The sequence below is a fragment of the Deltaproteobacteria bacterium genome, assembly GCA_016210005.1.
In the GTDB taxonomy this organism is placed as follows: domain Bacteria; phylum Desulfobacterota; class Binatia; order HRBIN30; family JACQVA1; genus JACQVA1.
Window position 1 is genome coordinate 15,164 of sequence record JACQVA010000194.1, and the last position, 21,827, is coordinate 36,990.

A 21,827-nucleotide genomic window follows, 5' to 3' on the forward strand; every position below is an offset into this window, starting at 1 on the left:
TGCGCCCGGAGTCCTCACCAGCTGATCGAGACCGGGAGGCGCCGGGCGGCGGCCCCTTTCTTCTCTAGTGCTCCGCAATCGGCACAAACATCGGCCCGGTGTAACAAGGGTACTCATTGGCAACGTACACGCCGTCGACCAGTGTCGAGTCGGCCCAGCAGTATTCGCGGCCCGGAGTGCTGTCGATCTTTATCTGGGGCACGTACCACAGCACCATCTCGCTTGCGGCGATATCTTCGGGGGGCGTATCGATGAACTTCTCCGGTCCTTGCTGGTAGTCCTCGTTACAGCACGGGCCGATCGTAACCATATCCGAATCGCCTTCATCCTTGTCGCGGTGGTAGCGCGTAACGTAGAGGTAGGCGTTGTCCCCGCGCCCGCCGTCGCCGAACTGCCCCTGCCCCGGCTCGAGGTAGAACCCGCCCCCGTTCTCTGCCCGCAGGCGATACTGGTAGCCGGCGGCGGTGTAGGCACCGTCAGCCTGCAACTGCCACTGTTCGGTGGACCAGTCCTGCCACGCCGCACCATTCCACGCCGCGGCGGTGTACTTACCGGCGAGGGCGATGCGCGTGACCGGCCGATACGTGCCTTGGTCGCCGCAGCCGCGCCCGATGTTGCCGCCCACGATCCGAAAGCGACCGTCATCGTAGAACTCGAAGCGCTGGACGTAGTAGTAGTTGCACGGCGTCGGCCACAGGTGGCTCCAGAACTTCTGCACCAGGGCGAAACCGACGACGGTGCCGTTGCTGCGGAGGTCGGCGACGGTCGGCCCCTGGAACGCCACCACCGCCGCTTGGCTGAACATGGGGCAGCCGATGGCATCGCTGTAGCCGAAGCCGAGGGTGCTCGAATAGCTCACGTGCCAGTCCACCAACTTGGCGCTCTCCAGCACCTTCTTACCGTTATGGCGCACGTTGGAGATGCGCATGCCGTCCGAGCTGGTCAGGATGTAATCGAGAGCCCAGCCGCCATGCGCAAACGGCGTCGCTTTCTCGCAGTACTTGGCCGTTACCACGTCGTTCTGCAAGCTGCGTTCGGTCACGGCATGGCCGCTGGTTTCCCCCAGGTTCGTCCATTGCGTCCCCACCAGCACGCCATCGGTCAGGTCAACGATGGTCCACAGTGCACGGGTTCCGGCTATGAACGTGGGCGCTACGCACAAGTGGCGCGAGCGCTGGCAGCGCGTACCGTTGAGGGCGGTCTTGGTGTTGCCCATCATCGCCATGCTCGCCTCGGGCTTGGCGCCGAGCGCGGCCTCCAGCGCTTCCATCACGTCCGGTGCCTTGGTCGCGATCTCGATGGCCAAGCGTTCGAGGTGGGGCGGGACATCGGGCTGGGTCTCCGGCAAAGTGTGCACCGCCAGCACCAGCCGGCTACCGACGTCGACCATGGCGACGGTGGTGAGGTTGCGGGCGTAGTTGTACAGCTCGACGCGGAAACACGGCGAGGTGGCGCACGGCATCGTTGCCTCGGTCAGATCGCTCTTGCGCACCGGATAGACGCCGAAGATTTCGTTGCGCAGCGGTTGGCCTTGCTCGGACACGTTGGCCAAGAAGCGCGGATCACCGATCGCGAGTCGCTGCGCCAGCGCCGGCGCAGCCGCGAGATCGGCCAGCAGCAGAATCGGCGGGTTTTGCGACAAGGCGGCCTTAAATCGTGCGGCCCGCTCTGCCAGGCCCGGCAGATCAGGTTTGCTGGTGGAAAGCGGCTCGCGCGGGATCACGGCACCCACGGGCGTCGGTGTCGGCGCCGGGAACAAGCTCGGGATGTCGTCGCACGCCGCTGACAGCACCAGCGCGAGCAGAGGCAGAGCACGAAGCCGTTTCATCGTCTTGCGCCTGCCGACACCGGGGAGCTTGGCGATTGCCACCACGTCGAAGGTGTCGCAGGTGAAGGAGCGGGCTTTTCGACGAGCTGTAAGATCAGCCCCGCGGCAGGCCCAGGCCGCGCTCGCTGATGATGTTCTTTTGAATCTGCGAGGTGCCGCCGCCGATGATCAGGCCGAGGGTGAACATGAATTCCCACGGCCAAATGGCGCGATCGACCACGCGCGGCGAGGTGCGCGCGTGCAGCGCATCGCTACCAAGCAGCTCCAAGGCGAGCGCGGCGATGTCGTGATTGAGCTCGGTGCTGACCAGCTTGTTGACCGAAGCTGCGATGCCCGGAAGGCGCCCGCGCACCACTTCGGTGAGCTGGCGATACGAGTGCAGCTTCATGGCCTCGACCCGAATCGCGAGTTCGGCCAGCTTCTGGCGCACCACCGGATCCTCGACCGCCCGCTTCCCATAGCGCTGGCGGTTCTGCGCAATCCGTAGCAGGCCGTTGAACATCAGCTGCGTGCGGGTGGTGGCGCCGAGCATGTTGCGCTCGTGCGCCAGGGTGGAGTTGGCCACCTGCCAGCCCTGGTTCAACTCGCCGACGAGATTCTGGCGTGGGACCCGTACATCTTCGAAGAATACCTCGTTGAAGCCGGGGTCGCCGGTCATCTGAATCAGCGGGCGCACGGTTATGCCGGGCGTCTTCATGTCGATTAGGATGTAAGAAATTCCGCGATGCTTGGGCGCGGCTGGATCGGTGCGCACGAGGCAGAACATCCAGTCGGCGAACTGCGCATTCGAGGTCCATACCTTCTGGCCGTTGACGACGAACTCGTCGCCGGCCAGCTCGGCGCGCGTCTTGAGCGAGGCGAGGTCAGAGCCGGATCCCGGCTCGGAATAGCCCTGACACCAGATCTCCTCCGCACTCAGAATGCGGGGCAGGTAGCGGCGCCTTTGCTCCTCGCTGCCCCACTGAATCAGGGTCGGCCCGACCATCAAGATGCCCATCATGCCGATCAAAGCCGGGGCGCGCGCCAACACCAGCTCTTCATTGACCAAGGTCTGGCTGATGATATCGGCCCCCTGTCCGCCGTACTCCTTGGGCCAGCCCATGGCCACGTAGCCGGCGTCGTAGAGCTTGCGCTGCCAGGCCTTGGCGTCGGCGATCCGTTTGGGGTCGCCCAGCTCGAGTGACTCGCCGCGGCGATCCTTCGGCGGCAGGTTCTTCTTCAACCAGGCGCGTACCTGGCGACGGAAGGCCTCTTGTTCGCGGCTGTAGGAGAGGTCCATGCTTTGTCTCCGTGCTCTCGCTGTGCGGCCGGCCGTTCTAGTTCGCGAAGTCCTTGCGAATGATGGCGAAAGCCTCGTCGGAAGCTTCCAGTGTGCGGCGGATGTCGGCCTCGGAGTGCGCGGCCGACAAGAACCAATTGTGAACCGGGTGGAAGTAGACGCCGCGCTGGATGCACAGCGCCGAGAAGCGGCGGGCGCGCTCGAAGCCGCCCTCGTCGGCGGTGAAAGTCATGAACGGAATCGCCGGCGGTCCGGAGTACGTCAGCCCCAAGCCGTGGGCGCGGGCTTGCTCTTCCAGGCCGCGCTGCAACATGGTGCCGAGCTGGCGCATGCGCTCGATGCCGCCGCTGGCCTTGAGCTCTTTCAAACACGCCAGCGCCGCCGCCATCGGCACGCCCGAGGTGAAATACGAGCCGGTGAAGAACACCTGCTCCGCCGCCGGTTTCAGGAACTCGCGCCCGACACAGGCCGACAGCGGGTAGCCGTTGGCAAGCGCCTTGCAGTACGCGGCCAGATCGGGCCGCACCCCGAAGATCTCGCCCGAGCCGCCGAGATGGAGGCGGAAGCCCGCGCGCACGTCGTCGAGGATCAACACCATCTTCTTTTCGTCACACAGCCGGCGCACGCCCTGGAGAAAACCCTCCACCGGCAGCTCCTGATCGTGGAAGGCTTCGTGACGAAAGGGCGTAACGATGATGCCGGCCACCTGGCCGTCATGCTCGGCGACCACGCGCTGGAGGTCCGCGAGATCGTTGTATGCAAAGGGCACCACGTTGGCGGTGTCGGCGTCGGTGGTGCCGGCGGGAAGCGGCGTGCACCAAGCGTGGGTGCCGTGATAAGCGCCGGCGGCTTTGACGATCTTTGGCCGCCCGGTATGCTCGCGCGCGATCTCTGTCGCCCACGTGCATACGTCGGAGCCGTTCTTGCCAAACGCGGCCCAGTCGGCGAACGGGGTGATCCCCACCAGGTGTTCCGCCAGCTCGACCCACAGCTCGGTGGGGCCGTTGAAGCAGTTGCCCTTGCGCCGCTGCCCCGCCACGGCTTCTTCCACCTTGGGGTGATTGTGCCCGAGCACGATCGGGCCGTACGAGCACATGTAGTCGATGTACTCGTTGCCGTCGACGTCCCAGATGTGCGAGCCGGCGCCGTGGTCGAAGAAGTAGGGATACTCGCCGGGTACCAACATCAGCGGACTCTGGTGGCCATAAATGCCGCCGGGAACCACGCGCAGGGCGCGCTCGAACAAGGATTGGCTCTGGCTGAAATGACGTGGCTGGCTCATGACCTCCTCCGTGGCTGGGCCGGGATGGTAGGCATGCTCGCCGGCCGGAATCAAGGTTGCGCACGGCCGCTGTCAGGCTCCGGGTCGGCTGCACGTTACCCACAGATTTGTCGCACACCCGAAGAGCGCTAAGATCGCCGCGGCGCTTGTACAGCAAGGGTCATCCGGGTACACTGCGCCTGCTGTGATGACACTGCAACTAGCTACCGGCTTCCCGCGCCTGTAAAGGACCCGTGGATTTCCGTTCTCTGCATCTTCCCGAGCCAGTGCTCCGAGGCATCGACGCGATTGGTTTCACCACCTGCACGCCGATTCAGGAGAAGACTCTGCCGCTGGCATTAGCCGGCAAGGACGTCGCCGGCCAGGCCCAGACCGGCACCGGCAAGACCGCCGCCTTTCTCATCACCGCCTTCACGCGCCTGCTCAAGCACCACCGCCAGCGTGAGAAGTCCCATGCCGATGGGGAAAGGCAGCAACCGGCGGGAGCGCCGCGGGCGCTGGTGGTGGCGCCGACTCGCGAGCTGGTGGTCCAAATCCTCCAGGACGCGCAGCAGCTCGGCCAGTTCACCGGCTTGACGATGGCCGCGGTATACGGCGGTGTGGACTACGGCAAGCAGCGCGATGCCGTGCGCGCCGGCTGTGATGTCTTGGTCGGCACCCCGGGCCGGCTCATCGACTACTTCAAGCAGCAGGTCTACTCGCTGCGGCAGATCGAGGTGCTGGTGATCGACGAGGCCGATCGCATGTTCGACATGGGCTTCATCGCCGACTTGCGCTTCCTGCTGCGCCGCTTGCCGCCGTACAACAAACGCCAGTCGATGCTGTTTTCGGCCACCTTGAGTTGGGACGTGATGGAGTTGGCCTACGAGCACATGAACGACCCGGTGAAGCTGGTGGCGACGCCGGAGCAGATCACGGCGGAAAGGGTCGAGCATATCCTCTATCACGTGGCCAAGCGCGAGAAGTTTCCGCTGCTGCTCGGCCTGCTGCGCCACGAACGGCCCGCGCGGACGATGATCTTCGTCAACACCAAGCGTGAAGGCGAATGGTTGGGGCAGCGGCTGAGCGACAATGGCTTCGATGCCCGGGCGATCACCGGTGACATCGCGCAACGCCTGCGGCTGCGCATGATGGAGGAGTTCAAGACCGGCGAGCTGCCGATCCTGGTGGCCACCGACGTGGCCTCGCGCGGCCTGCACATCGAAGGCGTTAGCCACGTGATCAACTACGACCTGCCGCAGGACGCCGAGGATTACGTTCACCGCGTCGGCCGCACCGCGCGCGCCGGGGCCTCGGGCAAAGCCATCAGCTTGGCCTGCGAGGAGTACGTCATGGCGCTCGACGCCATCGAGCAGCTGACCGGATTCAAGCTCCCGTTCACGCATGTCACTGACGAGATGCTGGTAGACCCGGTGCCGCCGCTGCACCAGCATCGGCCGCCGGGAGCACACGTAACTCGTCCGCCACGGCCGGGTGGCCCGCGCGGCCGGCCGCGCGGGCGCGGCGGCAAGCCGGCGCATGGCGGCGGACGCCAACACCTCGGCGCGCGCGGCAATCACCCGTAAGCGGTAAGGAGGCACTATGTTCGGAACCATCAAGAAGATCGTCAGAGACAAAGGCTTCGGCTTCATCACCCCCGACGACAACAGCGACGACGTGTTCTTCCACCGCTCGCGCATGGCCCCAAAGGTGATCTTCGAGGACCTGCGCGAAGGCGAAGAGGTGGAATTCCAACTCAAGCCGGGCGAGAAGGGCCCGCAAGCTTTCAACCTCAAGCCGCGCTGACAACGGCGCGAGCCCTCGACCCGGCGCATCATCGAGTCAACGGCTCAGTACGCTGGTTCTGTGCGCCGGCGTATTCGCTCGGTTCCTCTCCTCCCGGGAGAGAGAGCCGGTTCTGTCGCAGGGGGCAGGGTGAGGGGATTGGATGCTCGACGAAGTCGCCCGATTCGTTGACATGCTAGTGCCGAAGGGCACTCAGTGCCCCTTGCCTCGATGACTCGACGGCGCAACCTCCCGGCGCAACGCGCCGGAGCGCTCACCGCGGCGGCGCCCCCCCAGGCGGCGGCGCGTGCCGTGGCCTGGTCACAGTTGATGGCCTCCGCTCTGTCGGGTGGGCTCATCGGCGCCGGTTTTCTCAACTTCGATCTCTTCCCGTTAGCTTGGGCCGCCTTCGCTCCATTATTGTGGGCGCTCGGCCGCGCCCGGGACCGCCGCGAGGCCCTCGGCAGCGCCGCCGCCGCCGGCGTCGTCACCAACATCCTCGGCTTCTACTGGCTGGTCTACACCATTCATATCTTCGGGGGCTTCCCCTATCCCGTAGCGCTGTTTGTTTTCGGCTGCTTGACCGCCTACTCGTCCCTGCAATTCGTCTTGTTCGCTCTGGCCCTGCGGATCACCGGCTGGGGACCGCTGGGGTTGGCGCCGGCGCTGCTCTGGACGGCACTGGAGTTCCTCTACCCGAATCTCTTTCCGTGGCGCATGGCCAACACGCAGTATCACTTGGTTCCGCTGCTCCAGATCGGCGACATCACCGGTCCGTTCGCTCTGAGCCTGGTGATCGTCTGGGCGAGCGCGGCGCTGGTGCGGCTGGTGACACAGTCAGGGTGGCAGCGAATGGCGCCGTTGGCCGCGGTCGCCGTCAGCGCCGCCGCGCTTTACGCTTACGGTCTGGCTCGCATTCCGGCCATCGAGGCCGCCATGCGGGCGGCGCCCGGCGTGCCGGTGGCCCTGATTCAAGGGAACATCGGCGTCAAGGAAAAGGGCAACCTCAGCTACTTCGACGTCAACCTCGAGCAATACCGCCAGCTGACGGCCAGCGTGCAAGACCGCGTCGCCCTCGCGGCCTGGCCGGAAACGGTCGTGCAGGAGTGGGTACCGGCCGACACCGCGGTGTTGGCGGAAGCCGATCAACCGGTGCCTGGCTTGCGCACCGCCCTGATCTACGGCGGGTTGTCGTTTCGACAGACCGGGCCGCACCAGGCCGAGGAGTTCAACAGCGCGTTTCTGCTCGGCCCTTGGGGGCAGGTGTTGGGGCGATACGACAAGCAGATCCTTATGCCGTTCGGAGAATACCTCCCGGGTGCGTCGTTGTTGCCGTGGATCAAGCAACTGAGCCCGCACAGCGGCGGCTTCACCGCCGGGCGTGAGAGCCGGCTATTCACCGTGCCCGGCCTGGGCCGCGTCGGCCCGCTGATCTGTTTCGAGGATCTGCCTGCCAGCATACCGCGGGCGATGACCCGGGCGGGTGCAGAGCTGCTGCTGGCGATGGCCAACGACGCTTGGTACGGCAACTCCGCCGCGCCTTACGAACATCAAGCCCTCGCCCTGTGGCGCGCCATCGAGACCCGCCGCTACCTGCTGCGGGTCAACAACAGCGGCGTCACCGGCGTGATTGATCCCCTCGGCCGCGTGGTCGAAACGCTGCCGATCTTCACCGCCGGCACCCTCGTCGCCACCGTCCACCCGCTCCAGCTCGTCTCGGTGTATACGCGCATCGGCAACGTATTCGGATGGCTGGTGGTGGGCGTCACCGCCGCTCTGTTGGGCTGGCGCCACCTGTACGGCCACAGCCTCCGAGCTGTCAGTTGAGGCCGGAGACTTTGTAGCGGATTGAACGGATTCGGACCCGGATCTTCAGTTGCTCCAGGGGGCTTCGCAGAATCCGTTGACCGGTGTTCGTCGGCGGTACCTACTTCGACCGCTCCGCTTCCCGGCGTAACCCCTCGCCGGCCGGTTCCAGCTGCAGCGGCACCAGCAAGCGGGCCAGCATGTTCCAATAGGCGATCACCATCGTCAGCTCGACGATCTCCCGCTCGTTGAAGTGCGCGCGTATGCGGGCGAACAGCTCGTCGGGCACCGCCACCGCCCGCGTGACCACCTCGGCATATTCGAGCACCAAACGCTCGCGGTCGTCGTAGTAGGCGTAGGTACGGTAAGCCCCGACGTTGGCGATCTGCTTGTCGCTGAGGCCGGCGACCTTGGCGACGGCCATGCGCTGTCGAAAACCGACGTCGCAATGGGTGAGACGAAATAGCTGCAACACCGCCAGCTCGCACAGCTGGGGATCGAGGCTGAGGCCGTCGCGCAGCGCCTGGCCGAGCGCGCTCACCCCTTGCGGCAGTGCGGGGGAGCGCGCCAGCGCCCGCAGCGCGGCCGTCACCAAGGAGTCGCACATCGTCTGGGCGCCGGTCGCGGCAGGGTCGATCTCGGGCACGCGGGCCATGGCCGCAATATCTAGCAACCGCCGGACGATGAAGCCAACGTGGCCGTAGGCGGCAGCCTCTGCCCGTTGCGGTCGGCGCCTGGCAGTGCCACAAACAGCGGCGATGAAATTGGTCGTGCTTGACGGTTATACGCTCAATCCCGGGGACAACCCGTGGGCTGCGCTGGCGCGGCTGGGTGAGCTCACCGTTTATGATCGGACCGCGCCCGAGCTGACTGTCGAGCGCGCGCGCCCGGCCGAGATCGTGCTCACCAACAAGACGCCGCTGAGCGCCGCCACGCTGGCGCAGTTGCCGGTGTTGCGGTTCATCGGGGTGCTGGCGACGGGCTTCAACGTCGTTGACACCGAGGCCGCACGCGCCCGCGGCATCGCGGTGTCGAATGTTCCCGAGTACGGCACCAACTCCGTGGCGCAGCACGTCTTCGCCTTGGTGCTTGAGCTGTGCCATGGCGTCGGCCGCCACAACGCGGCGGTGCACGCGGGGGAGTGGAGCCGGGCGCGCGACTTCTGCTTTTGGGAAGCGCCGCCGCTCGAATTGGCCGGACTGACCATGGGCATCGCCGGCTTCGGTCGCATCGGCCGGCGTGTCGGTGAACTGGCCCACGCCTTCGGCATGAACGTTATCGCGGCCGGCGGCTCGCGCCGCGACCCTCCAAACTATGAGCCGTTCGCTTGGGTGGAGATGCCGGAGTTATTCGCGCGCGCCGACGTGGTCAGCCTGCACTGCCCGCTGGCCGCCGATAACCACGAGTTCGTCAACCGCGAGTTGCTCGGGCGCATGAAGCCGAGCGCCTTCCTGATCAATACGGCGCGCGGCGGCTTGGTGCACGAGAGCGCGCTGGCCGAAGCGCTCAACGCGGGCAAGTTGGCGGGCGCCGCGGCCGATGTCGTCTCGGTCGAGCCGATCCGCCCCGACAATCCGTTGCTGCACGCCCGCAATTGCCTGATCACTCCTCACCTGGCATGGGGCAGCCTGGCCGCCCGCCGCCGGCTGATGGCAATCACGGTCCAGAACGTGGCCGCTTTCCTTGCCGGCCGGCCGATCAATCTGGTGAACTGAGAGCGGGCTGGCCCCGGCGATCACCATTTTCTTTCCATTCCCTGGTCGCTGGGATAAACCACCGGCGTACCGGCGCTGCTGAGGAAGCAAGCGGGCCTCAAGAAGTAGGAGAATTGCCCGTGCGGTACTTAGTCGTCGTTGAACAAGGTCCCAAGTCGTTCGGCGCGTACGTGCCAGATCTGAGCTGATCTACCAGTCCTCCTGTCGGGCCCACGCCCTGGCCCTCGCTCGGCCTTGCAGACACAGCGGCGCCTTTGATCTACAAGGAGTACATGACTGAACCCGCCGTGAGACGGCGGGCAAGGAGGCCGGGTTGAGCGAACAGGACAAGAGGACGGACGACCGTCCGACGATCGATACCGCCGTCGCCGGCGACGATGCCGTGTGGGTGCAAAAGCGGCGGCTGGCCTACGCCATGCGCGCGGTGATCGAACGTCTGGTTACCACCGAGGCCCCGGAGGCCGAGCTGCGGGTGGCGGCCGAGCGGCTGGAGCAATACGCGGAACGACTGAAGAAGCAGCCCCGCAAGTATGTGATTTGGGGTCACCCGGAGTCGGCGACGGCGGGCAGTACCGGCGGCTTCTTCGATCTCAGCCCGCTCATGGGCCACGCCAACCCGCTGGCGCCGCCGCTGGCGCTGTGGGTCGATGGCTCGGTGGTGCGCGGTAAGGTGACGCTCGGCTGGGCTTACCAGGGGCCGCCCGGGCACGTGCACGGCGGCTTTGTCGCCGCGCTGTTCGATGAGACCCTCGGGCTCACCCAATCGCTGTCGGGACAGCCCGGCATGACCGGCACGCTGACCATCCGCTATCGCCGCCCGACTCCGCTGTTCACCGAGCTGCGCCTCGAAAGCACGGTGCAGCGGGTCGAGGGCCGCAAGATCTTCACCGAAGCGCGCATGTACGCCGGCGAGGTGTTGACCGCGGAGGCCGATGGCCTGTTCATCTCGGTCGATTTGTCGACCATGCAAAAGCTGGTTGCGGCCACGCACGTGCCGCATGACGAGTGAGCGCGCGAGGCTGCTACAGTACCGGCATGTCCACTGAGTTTACGACCGCACCGGCAATCGTGCTGGCGAGCCCGCGGGGTTTTTGCGCCGGGGTGTCGTACGCGATTGAGATCGTCAACCTCGTACTCGACCGCTACGGCCCGCCGGTGTACGTGCGTCACGAGATCGTGCACAACCGCCACGTGGTCGAGCAGCTGCGCGCCAAGGGGGCTTGCTTTGTCGAGGATCTCGCCGGCGTGCCCGCGGGCAGCCTGCTGATTTTCAGCGCCCACGGCGTCTCTCCGGCGGTGCGCGAGCAAGCCTGCAGCGGCGGTCTGCGGGTAATTGATGCCACCTGCCCACTCGTGACAAAAGTTCACTTGCAGGCGCTGAAGTATGCCCGCGAGGGTTACGAGATTCTGTTGATCGGGCACCGCGGCCACGTCGAGGTCGAAGGCACCCTCGGCCACGCCCCCGAGCGCATGTATCTGGTCGAGACGGTGGCGGACGTTGCCAGCGTACCGGTGCGCCAGCACGAGCGGGTGGCGGTGGTGACGCAGACGACGCTGTCGGTGGACGACACCCGCGCTATCGTCGAGGCGATCAAGCAGCGCTTCCCGGCCGTTTGCACGCCGCCGAAGGACGATATCTGCTATGCCACCCAGAACCGGCAAACGGCGGTGAAAGCGCTGGCGCGGCTGACCGACCTGGTGCTGGTGTTGGGCTCGCCGACTTCGAGCAACGCCAACCGGCTGGTCGAGGTAGCCCGGCAGGCGGGAACCAGCGCACGCCTGATCGAGGATGCCGCCGGCATCGAGCCCTGGTGGCTGCAAGGGGTACGTGCGGTCGGCCTCAGCGCCGGCGCCTCGACGCCCGAGCCGCTGGTGGCGGCAACGATTGCGCGCCTGCAAGCCTTGGGGTGCGGCGCGGTACGCGACTTGACCACGGCGCAGGAGAACGTCACCTTCCCGTTACCGCGCGAGCTGCGCGATCACGGCGCCAACTCGCCGGCCGGATAGAAGCTCGGCGGCGGTGCGCCGCGTTCAGAACTCGACCAAGAACCCCTCGGTCTCTTCGCTCTCGGCTTCGGTTACCAGCACGCGGGCGCGGGTGTAGTGGTCCGCGGGGTAGAAAAGGTAGCCCTGCGCTGACGAGTCGCGGCCCATCTCGGTGGTGGTTAACAGCTTGGCCTCGATCTGCGGAGGCAAGGCCGCGAGGTCGCTGCCGGGCTGGCCGGGTACCATGGCCGCCGCCGCTTGTCGCAGCCGCTCCATTACCGCGGCTACGCTCAGCGGGTGCACGCGCTGGTTGTCGGCGCGCACCATCACGATTTCCTGGGGCTCGAGTTGGTAACGGCGCTCGCTGCGGTTGTTGATCACGACCCGTATCGGCAGAACTCCGGCAGCGCCGAAGTCGGCGGCGAATTCCATGCGCGACTCGTATCCCGGCATCGGCGTAATCAGGACCTCGAAGCCCTGCTGCTTGCGTTTTGCCAGGGGCAAAGCCGCCTGTTGCTGCGCCACGGCGGCGTGCGCCTGGCGCTGGCTCACCAGGCCGGTGAAGGCGAGGTAGAAGCCGCGCTTGAAGTCGAGTTGTCCAAGCAACTTGCCGTCCTCGCTGGCCGCGATCGTCGGCCCGGTGGCGGCACAGCTCAGCGCCACCGTCACGCTCTTCGCGCCGTCGTCGCGTGCGCCCTTGATGAACCCCTGCCCACCCGCGGCCGCGGGTGAAAACGCCGTGATGGTGTAGCCCATCGCCTTGAGCGTGTCGTGGGCGCAGCGATTGGCCTCCTCGCACGAGAGCGCTTGATCCCGCAACTCGAACTGGCGCACCGGCGGGGTGCATGCCGCCAGCAGTAGGACCGCGATCAGCAAGGTGTGAGGCGTGAGGTGGGGCAAGGTTCGCACGGCTAGGCTCCGTCGCGCTCAGAATTCGATAGCGAAGCCCTCAGGCTCATCGCCTTCGATGTCGATGAGGACGATCTTGGCCCGGCGATAGGCCGCGGCCTGGAAGTAGAGATAACCGCTCAGCGAGCCCCCGGCGGGGACATCGCCGTCAGCCACCGCGGCCTTCGTCATCGCCGCTTCCGCTTCGGCGCGTCCGGGCTGCGCCAGCGGCTTGGCGGCCGCCGCCGGCGACAGCGGCCGTACCCGCACACCCTGCTCCGTGATCAGCTCGACTTCAGCTTGCCGAAAACGGTAGTGGCGCGGGCTGCGGTTGATGATCTCGATCTTCACCGGGGTGATCCCTGCCGCCGGCAGATCAAAACCGAAAGTGAGTTGCGCTGCACCACTGCGGATGGGCTCGACACTAAGTGCCAGCGCCGGCGGGGGCTCGTCGCTCACGCGCGGCTGGATCAGCTTGCGCTCCACCTTCTCCTGCAAGGCCTCGGTGAACCTTTGGCCGAATGTCAACTGAGTACTGACACCTTCGTCGCTGACCGCGTCGAACTGCGAGCCGGTGTCGGAGCAGGTGATGGTGACGGCGACGCTGCCTTGTGAGCCCGCTTGCGGCGCCGCGGGCACCCACCCCGTCTCACGCACTCCGACGACTTTGCCGGGAGCGCCGGGCTTGGCCGGCTCCACGCTGGTGACCGAGTAACCCATCTTGGCGAGCGCGGCGCGGGCGGCGCGGGTGGCTTGGGCGCAAGCCAGTTGCGGTTGGCTCACCCGCACCGGGCGGCGCACGGCGCACCCGCTCGCTACCGCGCACAGCCCGATGACCAGTACGATCATCGCCGCGCGCCGGTGTGCCGCGGAGCTGGCGAGCATTCCTTCCATCAGCCGTATTCAACCACGACGGGGGCGGCGATTTCAAAGCATTCGGGGCCAACGGCTGCCTGCGCCCCCGACTGGCGCTGGTGCACGCCCCAAGCTATCGTCCGCGGCGCACGGAGGCCGCCATGGCACAGGCACTGATCGGACCGACATCGCACTACTTCTATTCGCAGCGGCTTAAGCTGCACTACGTCGACTGGGGCAATCACCGCCGGCCACCGTTGCTGCTCATCCACGGCGGCCGCGATCACGCGCGCAACTGGGATTGGGTGGCGCAGGAGCTGCGCCACGACTATCACCTGATCGCCCCCGACTTACGCGGCCACGGCGACTCCCAGTGGTCAGTCGGCGGCAGCTACGCCATGGTCGATTACACCCTCGATGTGGCGCAGCTGCTCGACGCCCTCGGCCTGTTTCCCATCACCATCATCGGCCATTCGCTCGGCGGCGCGATCGCCTTGCAGTATACCGGCACCTATCCGGAGCGGGTAGGCAAGGTGGTGGCGATCGAAGGGCTCGGGCCGCCACCGGGCCTCATCCGCCCGCGGCCCGCACCCGCGCGCATGCTCGAATGGATCGCCGAAATGCAAGCGCTCGCCCGCCGCCATCCGCATCGCTACAAGAGCCTCGACGAGGCGATCGAGCGCATGCGCGAAGCCAACCCGCACCTCTCGGCTGAGCAGGCCCGCCATCTCACCATCCACGGCAGCTACCGCGACGAAGACGGTACCTACCTGTGGAAGTTCGACAACTACGTGCGCGCCGCCTCGCCCTATCTGTTCAACATGGACGACGCCGTCGAGTTGTGGGGCCAGATCACCTGCCCGGTGCTGTTGGTGCGCGGCACCGAGTCGTGGGCCTCCGATCCCGACCAGGATGGCCGCGCGAAGTCGTTCAAGGACTATCGCGCCGTCAACATCGAGCGCGCCGGCCATTGGGTGCACCACGATCAGCTCGACGTGTTCCTGAAACACGTACGCGAATTCCTCGCGGCGCCGTGAGTCGGGCCAAGGGCGGCCGCGGGTTGGCACTGGCGGTGGCTTGGCGCACCACTGCCAGCAGCGCCACCGCCCGCGGCATGCCCGAGGCGGGGCCTCAGCAACTACGCCTTGTAACGGTCCCAGTTGGTCTTGATGTAGTTAGCGGCGACGTAGGACCAGGCCATGATGGTCAGCGACGGGTCGACGCTGAGCGGGCCGGGAAAGGCGCTGCCGTCGCATACGAACAGGCGCTTGAGATGATGGCACTCGTGGTTTGAATCGATCACCGAGAACAGCGGGTCGCGCCCCATGCGGGCGGCTCCGGCCGGGTGCGGCGCCGCGAACATCATCGAGCCGGCACGGATGTCGACGCGGTCAAGCGCGGCGATCTGCTTCTCGTCTTTGACGCGGGTGCCGAGGCGGTCGGGCACGATCACTTCCTTGGCGCCGCTGGCCAACAACAGCAGCGCCTGCTTCTTGAAGGCGTCGCGAATCTTCAACTCATCGAGACCGCGGATTTCGTAGTGGTAGCGTGGGCGGTGTTGGCGATCGAGGGTGATGCGGCCGGGGTTCTCGTCGTCGATCCAGGCGATGCAGCTGCCGATGCGCGGCGCCTGTTCCATCAGCGCGCGGTGTTCGAGGCCCAAGCCGGGCAGCACCGCGGCCAGCAGCGCCGGCTGCAGTTGGTTGGGGTGCAGCAGGTAGCCGCCTTCGAGGTAACGCCTGCCGTCCATGCGTTGGAGCCGGAAGCGCATCGTGCCGGTGGCGGCCGGGATGTTGCGCCACATGACGATGTCCTTGTCGTAGAGCGCGAACAGCATCGGGCACGGGTTGCCGAAGAGTTGCTTGCCGACGGCGGGACCGCCGAGCCGGTTCCGCAACAAGATGACGGCCGAATTGAAGCCACCGGCGGCCAGCACCACCACCTTTGAGCGCAAGTGCAGGCGGTACGGCCCGGGCCGATTGCGGCGGCGATCGAGAAAGACCGCGCTCAGGCCGGTGGCCTGGCCGCCGGCGGTGAGGATGTGCTCGACCCGGCAGTCGGCGAAGAGCTTGGCGCCGCCGGCAAGAGCCGCGGGGATGTGGGTCACCAGCTGTGACTGCTTGGCGTTGTAAGCGCAGCCCTGCATACAGTAGCCACTGCGCATGCAGCCGCGCCGCGCCTGGTGGACGGGCTCGACCTCCCACCCCAGCCGCCGCGCGCCTTGGTCGAAGGTCAGGTTCATCGTGTTGTAGAGGTCGGGGGTGGCGGGATGGATATTGAGGTCGTGTTCGATGCGGTCGAAGTACGGCGCCAACTCCTCGTGCGAATGACCCTCGACGCCCAAGCCGGCGAAGCGCTCGCAGCGGTCGCGCGGCGTGCGCCAGCTGTCGGCCCAGTAATGGACGCTGGCGCCGCCGACGCAGTTGCCGTACTGGAGCGTAATCTGACCGTTGCTGGTGGTGGTGAACCCGCGCCCGCCGTCGAGGCGGATCAGCATGTCGTCTTCGCGCTGATCGAAGTCGCCGTGTCTGGCGCTGTAGTAACCGCCTTGTTCGACCATCGCCACCGACAAGCCCGCGGCGGCCAGCTCCTTGGCCACCGTGGCGCCACCGCAGCCGGAGCCGACGACGGCGACGTCGACGGTTTCGCTGATGTCGTGTTTGACCTCGTTGCCCTGAACAATCATCACGCGCTCTCCACGAGGTTGTGGGCCTCGGGCAACTTGCGATCCATTGTTGGCCCGGCATAACCGATCTGCCGCCAAGTGCGCTCGTCGGTGTAGTGGAAGAACTGCGCCATGAAGCGCAGGCCGTTCACCGGATCACGCCTGATGCTGATATCGGAGCGCGACATCGCGACTAGAAAGGTTTCCCGGGCAGCCGGCGCCAGGCGGCTGAAGCGCCGCCAGTAGCCGCTGGCCAGCGGCAGGTACTCGATCAGCAAGAGCGCGTTCTTGACATCTGCGAGCACAGCCGAGTCGGGGTGGAAGGTCAACTCTTTGTCGACGCGTTTGGCGATGGCCGTGTCAGCCGCCGTCGGCGTGCCCGGCTTGGCGCTGACGGCGGTCGCACAGAACGCGCTGAGGATGGCGAACTCTCTCAGCGTCAGTGCCATCGGACGGTAATCAGCGAGCAACTCCAACTCCGCCGCCGAGCAGCCCGACATGGCGATGGCTCCGGCGGTCGAGAGCGCGAGCGTGGTTGCGGCGCTCAGTCTGAGAAAGCCGCGGCGATCGATCGGGCCGCCCGCTACGCAGGCGCCGTCGATTGCCGCGGCGTGTAACTCGTCGTCGGCTTCCCGGGGGGCGATCATAGTGGCCTCCAGCTACCCCGCGATCGCCACGGCGTCAATGCGTGGAGCAGCCCCAGGCCAACGGCCAGCAGCCCGACCTGTTCGCTGACTTCAACGGCGGCCCGCCTGCTCCGCCTGCAGCCGTACGCGACGCGGCCCTCGGCAATGCGTTCCCGGCATTCTTGCCCTACGCAGCGGTTTCAGTTAAGTAGCTCGGCGTCAACCTGCCCGTGGGGCTGTAGCTCAGTTGGGAGAGCGCCTGAATGGCATTCAGGAGGTCGACGGTTCGACTCCGTTCAGCTCCATTTCTCACCTCTCGTTGATCACGCCTTCACTGCGAAGCCTGCTGCGGCAGCAACTCCAGCAACTGCGCCAGCCGGCAAATTCGCGGGCAGTCGAGGCGGCCGGGGTAGCGGTCGAGCGGGTCCATCAACACGGCACGCAAGCCCGCGCGGCGGGCGCCGGCAATGTCGATGCCGTAGACGTCACCAACGTAGAGTGCCGCCTCAGCCCTCACGCCGATGCGCTCGAGCGCCAGCTTGAAGATCGCCGGGTCGGGTTTCTCCAGCCCAACCACGTGGGAGTCGATCACCGCGGCGAAGTGGGCGCGCAGGCCGTAGCGCTCGAGATCGGCTTCAATGCGGCCGTCGCTGTTGGAGATCACCGCCAGCGTGAAGCCGCGAGCCCGCAGCGCCGCCAGCACCTGCGCGGTGTCGGGTTCGACCACACGCCACAGGCAGCTGGCCTGGTTGTGCGCGCGCAACGCTGCGAGAATCGGCTTCGCCTGTGCGCTCGCAATGCCGAGGCAGTGAAGAACCGTGGCGAAGTACGACGGTCGCGCGGCTTCTTCATCCGGCCAGAGCAAACCCTCGATGCTGCCGGGCGGCGCCATCTCGGGAGCCAGTTGGCGATCGATGGCCGCCTTGGCCCCGTACTCAGCAAGGCGCAGGTCCTCGGGGCTCACCCGCTGCCCGTGCTCGGCCAAGACCTCGGCGATGAAGGCGTAATCGAGGTGCGCCAGCGTATTGCCGGCGTCGAACAAGACGGCGCCAATGCCTTCGATCTTCATCGCCACACTCGGCCGCAGGCGAGCAGGAGCGCGAGTGGGAGCAGCAGCAACCACGCCGGTGCTCGGCTATCCGCCGGCACCAGCGCGCAGCTGTTGCTGCCCGCGGGCACGGTGCCGTCACCGTCGCTCCCGTAGATCGCGCGCGCACCGGCAACGTCATCCGCCTGCGGGCTTGCCAGCCGGGGCTCCTCGAGCAGCGTGACCCGGCGCATCAGCGTGCCGTTGCCGGAGTCGCCGCAAGCGTCGGAATGATCCAAGCCCAGGACGTGCCCGAGCTCGTGCATGGCGATCTGCCGAAACAGCGCGGGCTCGGCCAAGTCGGCAGCGGAGCTACGGAAGGTGACGTCGGCATCGATGAATTCGCCGGCCGTGTTGTGGCGGTACATGGTGATGCTCACCGCATCGCCGTAGCCGGCGCCGCCGCAGGTCTGCTGGGAGAATCCCATCGCGGTCACGCCGTCGGTCGGATCACAGAAGTCGCCGGAGCCGTGCTCGAAGTGAAAGTTGCCGATCGCCGCATTCCAGCGATTGATCGCTTCGGTGGCATACGAGCCGAACTGCGGCGGATCGAGGGCGCCGACATCGACGGCCACGGCATGCTCGCGCCAGAACAGATTCTGCGCGTTGCCGCAGGGATTGCCGTCGACGCGCAGCAGCTCGAACGCCCCCGCCGGGCTTGCCGCTAGTGCCAGATAGATGATCGCCAGCGCACGCTTCATTGGTTGGCCTCCCGCTGCCGCAGGCGCTGGCGGAGGGCATCGAGAAAGCCGCGCAGCGGCGTGGCACCGACCCCTTGCACCTCGCTGCTCAGCAGCCGGCTGCCATCGGCAAGCGCACCAACGAATTCGTACGATGGCCGGAGGACGGCCGCGGCCTCACCCTCTCCCTGCACGCGGAAGTAGCCTTGGTGAAAACCGACCAACGGGCTGGCGAAGTGACCATCGCGGGCAAAGATCACCCCGTGTTCACCGCGGGCGAACCGCGGCACCCCCTGCACCCGCTCGACCAAGTCGCCGATCTGCCCGCCGGCGAACCGCAGGCTGATGAATGCTGAGTCGGCGCCATAGAGCGGCTCGATGGTCTCGAAAGTGACGACCGTTTCAATGTGGCGCCGGGCCGCATCGGTCCACTGCGGCTCGATGGCAACCACCTTGCCGGTGAATACGTGGTCCGCCTCGGCACAGAGGCTGTCGAGATTCTTCTCCATCACGGTGGTTGCCCGCACGGGCGGGGCGGCGAGAAACCACAGCGCCAGACCAAGGTAAAGACAATCGGCTCGATTCATCGCCCAGACTATTAGCAGGCGCAACGATCTTGAACCATGAGGGCCCAGCGGCGGGCTGAAAGAGCCGGTGGGCGCCGAGTTACGGTGCGCACCGAGTTCATAGCACTCCGCGCCGGGTGCTCGTCTCGAATTGACTCGCTGGCGGAATGGATGAATGAATCACCGCGCGCATGCCGGCCACCACGATCACCAACGTTTCGCCGACGCCAGCCGATCGGCTCTACCGTGTCGCAGCGCGGGCGGCGTTCGGGTTGGCGTGGGTGGTAGCCCGCGGGTTGGGGGCGACGCCGCAGGCGCTGCGCGCTCGTACCGGCAGGTTGCCGCCGGCAACGCCGCCCTTGCTGTGGCTGCACGGGGCTTCGGCCGGAGAGATGGCGGCGGCGATCGGGCTCAGCGCCGCCTTGCGGGCGCACGGGCATCGCTTCACGGCGGCGTACACGGCGGCCAACGCTGCGGGTGTTGAGTTCGTGCAGCGGCGCGGCGGCACGCAGGCGGTGGCGGCGCTGGCGCCGTGGGATCACCCGCGCTGGGTGGCGCGCGCCTTCGATCACTGGCAGCCGCGCCTGCTGCTGTTGGTCGAAACCGAGCTGTGGCCCACTCTGATTCTGGAAGCGGCCCGGCGCCGGCTGCCGGTGTTCTGCGTCAGCGCCAGGATCTACCCGCGCGACGCCGGCCGCTACCGGCTGATCCGCGCCCTGACGGCGCCCATGCTGCAACGGCTGACCGGCGTGCTCGCCCAAGACGACACCGAGCGGGAACGATTCGTGGCGCTCGGCATGCCCCCGGAGTGCTGCACCGTTGCTGGCAATCTGAAGTACTTGGCCGCCACGGGTGCCAGCCGCTCGCATGGGCCTTTGCCGGCGACTGCCGCTTGGCGCCGCGAGCTGCACCTGGTCGAGGGCGAGCGCGTCGTTGTCTGTGGCAGCATTCACACCGACGAGTTGCGGGCCGTGTTTGCCGCCCTCGATCAGCTGCCCCTGGACGCACTGCGTGTGATCATCGCGCCGCGACACCTGACGGCGACGGTGATGATTACCCGGCTGGCGCAGCGGCGGGGCTGGCGGCTACACCGGCGCTCGGCCGGCTCGGTGCCGCCGGGTTGGCAGCTGTTGGTGTTGGATCGCGTGGGCGAGTTGGCGGAAGCCTACGCGGTCGCCTCCCTGGCGGTAGTCGGCGGCGGGTTCGGCGCTCATGGCGGGCACAACCCGTTCGAGCCGCTGCTGGCAGGAGCGCCGGTGATCTTCGGGCCGCACTTCGACCACTTTGCCGGCGAGGCCCGGGCCTTGGCCGCGGTCGAGCCCACGGCGCAAGTCGATGGCCCGCTTCAGCTCGGCCAGCGGCTGTTGCAGTGGTGGAGTGACCCGCGGCGCTGCGCGCGCGTGCTCGCGCGGCAGCGCAGCGCGCTTCCGGACGGGGCAGCCATTGCGCGGCGGTATGTCAATGCGCTATCGCCGTGGCTCGAAAGAGGCGGGGTGTGAGCAGCGGCGGGCGACAGTGCACGATTTGTTTGGTTGCCGGCGACGTTTCCGGGGATGACAACGCGGGACATCTGGCGGCGGCCATCCGCCAACTGGCTCCGGCGGTGCGCCTGGTGGGGGCGGGCGGGAGCGCCATGCGCGCGGCCGGCGTCGAAATTGCCGTCGAGACCACCGACCTATCCGCCGTCGGCGTGTTGGATTCCGTACGCATGCTGCCCCAGCTGGTGGCCCGCTTTCGGCGCTGGCAGCGGTTGGTGCGCAGCGCGCGACCGGATTTGGTGGTGCTGGTGGACAGCGAAACGGTGAACGCGCCGGCGGCGCTGTGGCTGTACCGGCGGCGGGTGCCGGTGGCGTTCTTCTTCCCGCCCCAGGTCTGGCTCTGGGGACGGTGGCGGTTACCGGCGATTGTGCCGCTGGCGCGCCGCGTGATCTCGGCCTTTCAACCGGAAGCGGCGCTCTACGCGCAAGCCGGCGCCGACACGGTCTGGGTCGGGCATCCGCTGCGCGAGCTGGTGCAGGTGAGCGAAGACGCGCCCGCGGCGCTGGGTGCGCTCGGACTCGACCCGTCCCGGCCGCTGGTGGCGTTGATGCCGGGCAGTCGCACCAACGAGGTGCGGCGGCTGGCGCCGGCGATTTTGGGCGCTGCCCGGATCTTGCAGGCGCGCGATCCGGCGCTGCAGTTCGCTTTGCCGCTGGCCAGCGATGCACTGCGGGCCGAGGTCGAGCGGCAGGTGGCCGCCAGCGGCGTGCGCGGAGTGGTGCTCTACCGCCCGCAATCGTACGCGGTGCTCAGTCAGGCGCGGGTGGTGTTGCAGTGCTCGGGCACCGCCACCCTGGAGGCAGCGCTGCTCGGCATTCCGGCGGTGATTGTCTATCGCTGCATCGCGATCGAGTACCTGGTGGGCCGGTATCTGCTGATCGATGCACCGTTCATTGGCATGCCTAACATTCTGTTGGGCGAGATGGTGCAGCCAGAGTTTTTCCACCGGCACGCCGACGCCGAGCACATCGCGGCCGAGGCCTGGTCGCTGCTCACCGACGAGTGCCGCCGCCAGCGCGTGCGCGCGCAGCTCGCCGGCATTGCCGGCCTGCTCGGACCGCCGGGGGCATTTGCGCGCGCGGCGCAGGCGGTGGTGGGGTTGTTGCCGCCGGCGGCCGAGCTGATGCCAGTGCCCGCGCCCGGCAACGGCGATGACTGCGGGCGCCGTGCCCAGGCCCGCTGACGGCGTGGCCCGCGCCGTGCGGCCTGCGATGGGCTTCCCGCGGCGCTTGTGGCATATCGCCTGTAGCCCGCCGTCAAG

The 21,827-nt window shown here is 67.1% G+C and carries 20 protein-coding genes and 1 tRNA gene; 10 read left to right on the plus strand and 11 right to left on the minus strand.

Going from position 1 to position 21,827, the window contains the following annotated elements; all coding sequences use genetic code 11:
* Window positions 1-64: 64 nt before the first annotated feature.
* From HY699_18995 to HY699_19005, 3 genes are all read right to left on the minus strand, one after another.
* A complete protein-coding gene (locus HY699_18995; protein ID MBI4517898.1) occupies window positions 65-1,828 on the minus strand; it encodes a hypothetical protein in 1,764 nt (587 codons plus the stop codon).
* A 94-nt stretch (window positions 1,829-1,922) separates the two neighbouring features.
* Complete coding sequence (locus tag HY699_19000) at window positions 1,923-3,107, minus strand: acyl-CoA dehydrogenase family protein (protein ID MBI4517899.1); 1,185 nt, start codon at window positions 3,105-3,107, stop codon at window positions 1,923-1,925.
* A gap of 37 nt (window positions 3,108-3,144) precedes the next feature.
* Complete coding sequence (locus tag HY699_19005; protein MBI4517900.1) at window positions 3,145-4,389, minus strand: aminotransferase class III-fold pyridoxal phosphate-dependent enzyme; 1,245 nt, start codon at window positions 4,387-4,389, stop codon at window positions 3,145-3,147.
* Window positions 4,390-4,622: 233 nt separating this feature from the next.
* Here HY699_19005 and HY699_19010 point away from each other — a divergent pair, with 233 nt between their 5' ends.
* The 3 genes from HY699_19010 (at window position 4,623) to lnt (ending at window position 7,980) form a co-directional block, all read left to right on the plus strand.
* Window positions 4,623-5,954 (plus strand): DEAD/DEAH box helicase, encoded by a 1,332-nt coding sequence (locus tag HY699_19010; protein ID MBI4517901.1) that lies wholly within the window; start codon window positions 4,623-4,625, stop codon window positions 5,952-5,954.
* A gap of 16 nt (window positions 5,955-5,970) precedes the next feature.
* Complete coding sequence (locus tag HY699_19015; protein ID MBI4517902.1) at window positions 5,971-6,174, plus strand: cold shock domain-containing protein; 204 nt, start codon at window positions 5,971-5,973, stop codon at window positions 6,172-6,174.
* A 210-nt stretch (window positions 6,175-6,384) separates the two neighbouring features.
* The gene (gene lnt / locus HY699_19020) at window positions 6,385-7,980 is read left to right on the plus strand and encodes an apolipoprotein N-acyltransferase (GenBank protein ID MBI4517903.1); all 1,596 of its coding nucleotides are present in this window, start codon (window positions 6,385-6,387) and stop codon (window positions 7,978-7,980) included.
* A gap of 100 nt (window positions 7,981-8,080) precedes the next feature.
* Here the strand turns inward: lnt and HY699_19025 are convergent, their stop codons facing one another.
* Window positions 8,081-8,614 carry a carboxymuconolactone decarboxylase family protein gene (locus HY699_19025; GenBank protein ID MBI4517904.1) on the minus strand — a complete coding sequence of 178 codons (534 nt, stop codon included), beginning with the start codon at window positions 8,612-8,614 and terminating at the stop codon, window positions 8,081-8,083.
* 103 nt (window positions 8,615-8,717) lie between these two features.
* Between HY699_19025 and HY699_19030 the strand changes: the two genes are divergently transcribed.
* From HY699_19030 to ispH, 3 genes are all read left to right on the plus strand, one after another.
* Window positions 8,718-9,674 carry a D-2-hydroxyacid dehydrogenase gene (locus HY699_19030; protein MBI4517905.1) on the plus strand — a complete coding sequence of 319 codons (957 nt, stop codon included), beginning with the start codon at window positions 8,718-8,720 and terminating at the stop codon, window positions 9,672-9,674.
* A gap of 313 nt (window positions 9,675-9,987) precedes the next feature.
* On the plus strand, window positions 9,988-10,683 hold the full coding sequence (locus tag HY699_19035; protein ID MBI4517906.1) for a PaaI family thioesterase: 696 nt from the start codon (window positions 9,988-9,990) through the stop codon (window positions 10,681-10,683).
* Between the two features lie 26 nt (window positions 10,684-10,709).
* Window positions 10,710-11,681 carry a 4-hydroxy-3-methylbut-2-enyl diphosphate reductase gene (ispH, locus tag HY699_19040; protein ID MBI4517907.1) on the plus strand — a complete coding sequence of 324 codons (972 nt, stop codon included), beginning with the start codon at window positions 10,710-10,712 and terminating at the stop codon, window positions 11,679-11,681.
* A gap of 24 nt (window positions 11,682-11,705) precedes the next feature.
* On the opposite strand, the gene HY699_19045 is transcribed toward ispH, so the two are convergent.
* Together HY699_19045 and HY699_19050 are read right to left on the minus strand one after the other, a co-directional pair.
* Window positions 11,706-12,569, minus strand: a complete 864-nt coding sequence (locus tag HY699_19045; protein ID MBI4517908.1) for a hypothetical protein — start codon at window positions 12,567-12,569, stop codon at window positions 11,706-11,708.
* A gap of 18 nt (window positions 12,570-12,587) precedes the next feature.
* Window positions 12,588-13,442 carry a hypothetical protein gene (locus HY699_19050; GenBank protein MBI4517909.1) on the minus strand — a complete coding sequence of 285 codons (855 nt, stop codon included), beginning with the start codon at window positions 13,440-13,442 and terminating at the stop codon, window positions 12,588-12,590.
* Between the two features lie 122 nt (window positions 13,443-13,564).
* Here HY699_19050 and HY699_19055 point away from each other — a divergent pair, with 122 nt between their 5' ends.
* Window positions 13,565-14,440 carry an alpha/beta hydrolase gene (locus HY699_19055; protein ID MBI4517910.1) on the plus strand — a complete coding sequence of 292 codons (876 nt, stop codon included), beginning with the start codon at window positions 13,565-13,567 and terminating at the stop codon, window positions 14,438-14,440.
* Between the two features lie 101 nt (window positions 14,441-14,541).
* Here the strand turns inward: HY699_19055 and HY699_19060 are convergent, their stop codons facing one another.
* Both HY699_19060 and HY699_19065 read right to left on the minus strand, forming a co-directional pair.
* Complete coding sequence (locus HY699_19060; protein MBI4517911.1) at window positions 14,542-16,092, minus strand: GMC family oxidoreductase; 1,551 nt, start codon at window positions 16,090-16,092, stop codon at window positions 14,542-14,544.
* On the minus strand, window positions 16,089-16,715 hold the full coding sequence (locus HY699_19065) for a hypothetical protein (protein ID MBI4517912.1): 627 nt from the start codon (window positions 16,713-16,715) through the stop codon (window positions 16,089-16,091). Before HY699_19065 ends, HY699_19060 begins: the two co-directional genes overlap by 4 nt.
* Before the next feature lie 211 nt (window positions 16,716-16,926).
* Between HY699_19065 and HY699_19070 the strand changes: the two genes are divergently transcribed.
* A tRNA-Ala gene (locus HY699_19070) sits at window positions 16,927-16,999 on the plus strand.
* A gap of 26 nt (window positions 17,000-17,025) precedes the next feature.
* Here HY699_19070 and HY699_19075 read toward each other — a convergent pair.
* The 3 genes from HY699_19075 to HY699_19085 are packed head-to-tail and all read right to left on the minus strand — an operon-like array spanning window position 17,026 to window position 19,048.
* Window positions 17,026-17,763, minus strand: coding sequence for an HAD-IA family hydrolase (locus HY699_19075; GenBank protein MBI4517913.1), 738 nt, complete (start codon window positions 17,761-17,763; stop codon window positions 17,026-17,028).
* The gene (locus HY699_19080; GenBank protein MBI4517914.1) at window positions 17,760-18,482 is read right to left on the minus strand and encodes a matrixin family metalloprotease; all 723 of its coding nucleotides are present in this window, start codon (window positions 18,480-18,482) and stop codon (window positions 17,760-17,762) included. The genes HY699_19075 and HY699_19080 overlap by 4 nt, the downstream gene beginning before the upstream one ends.
* Entirely contained in the window at window positions 18,479-19,048 is a 570-nt protein-coding gene (locus tag HY699_19085; protein MBI4517915.1) for a hypothetical protein, read from the minus strand. The genes HY699_19080 and HY699_19085 overlap by 4 nt, the downstream gene beginning before the upstream one ends.
* 170 nt (window positions 19,049-19,218) lie before the next feature.
* On the opposite strand from HY699_19085, the gene HY699_19090 reads away from it, so the two are divergent.
* Both HY699_19090 and lpxB read left to right on the plus strand, forming a co-directional pair.
* A complete protein-coding gene (locus HY699_19090) occupies window positions 19,219-20,526 on the plus strand; it encodes a hypothetical protein (protein ID MBI4517916.1) in 1,308 nt (435 codons plus the stop codon).
* Window positions 20,523-21,749, plus strand: a complete 1,227-nt coding sequence (lpxB, locus tag HY699_19095) for a lipid-A-disaccharide synthase (protein MBI4517917.1) — start codon at window positions 20,523-20,525, stop codon at window positions 21,747-21,749. Before HY699_19090 ends, lpxB begins: the two co-directional genes overlap by 4 nt.
* The last annotated feature ends 78 nt before the right edge of the window (window positions 21,750-21,827 follow it).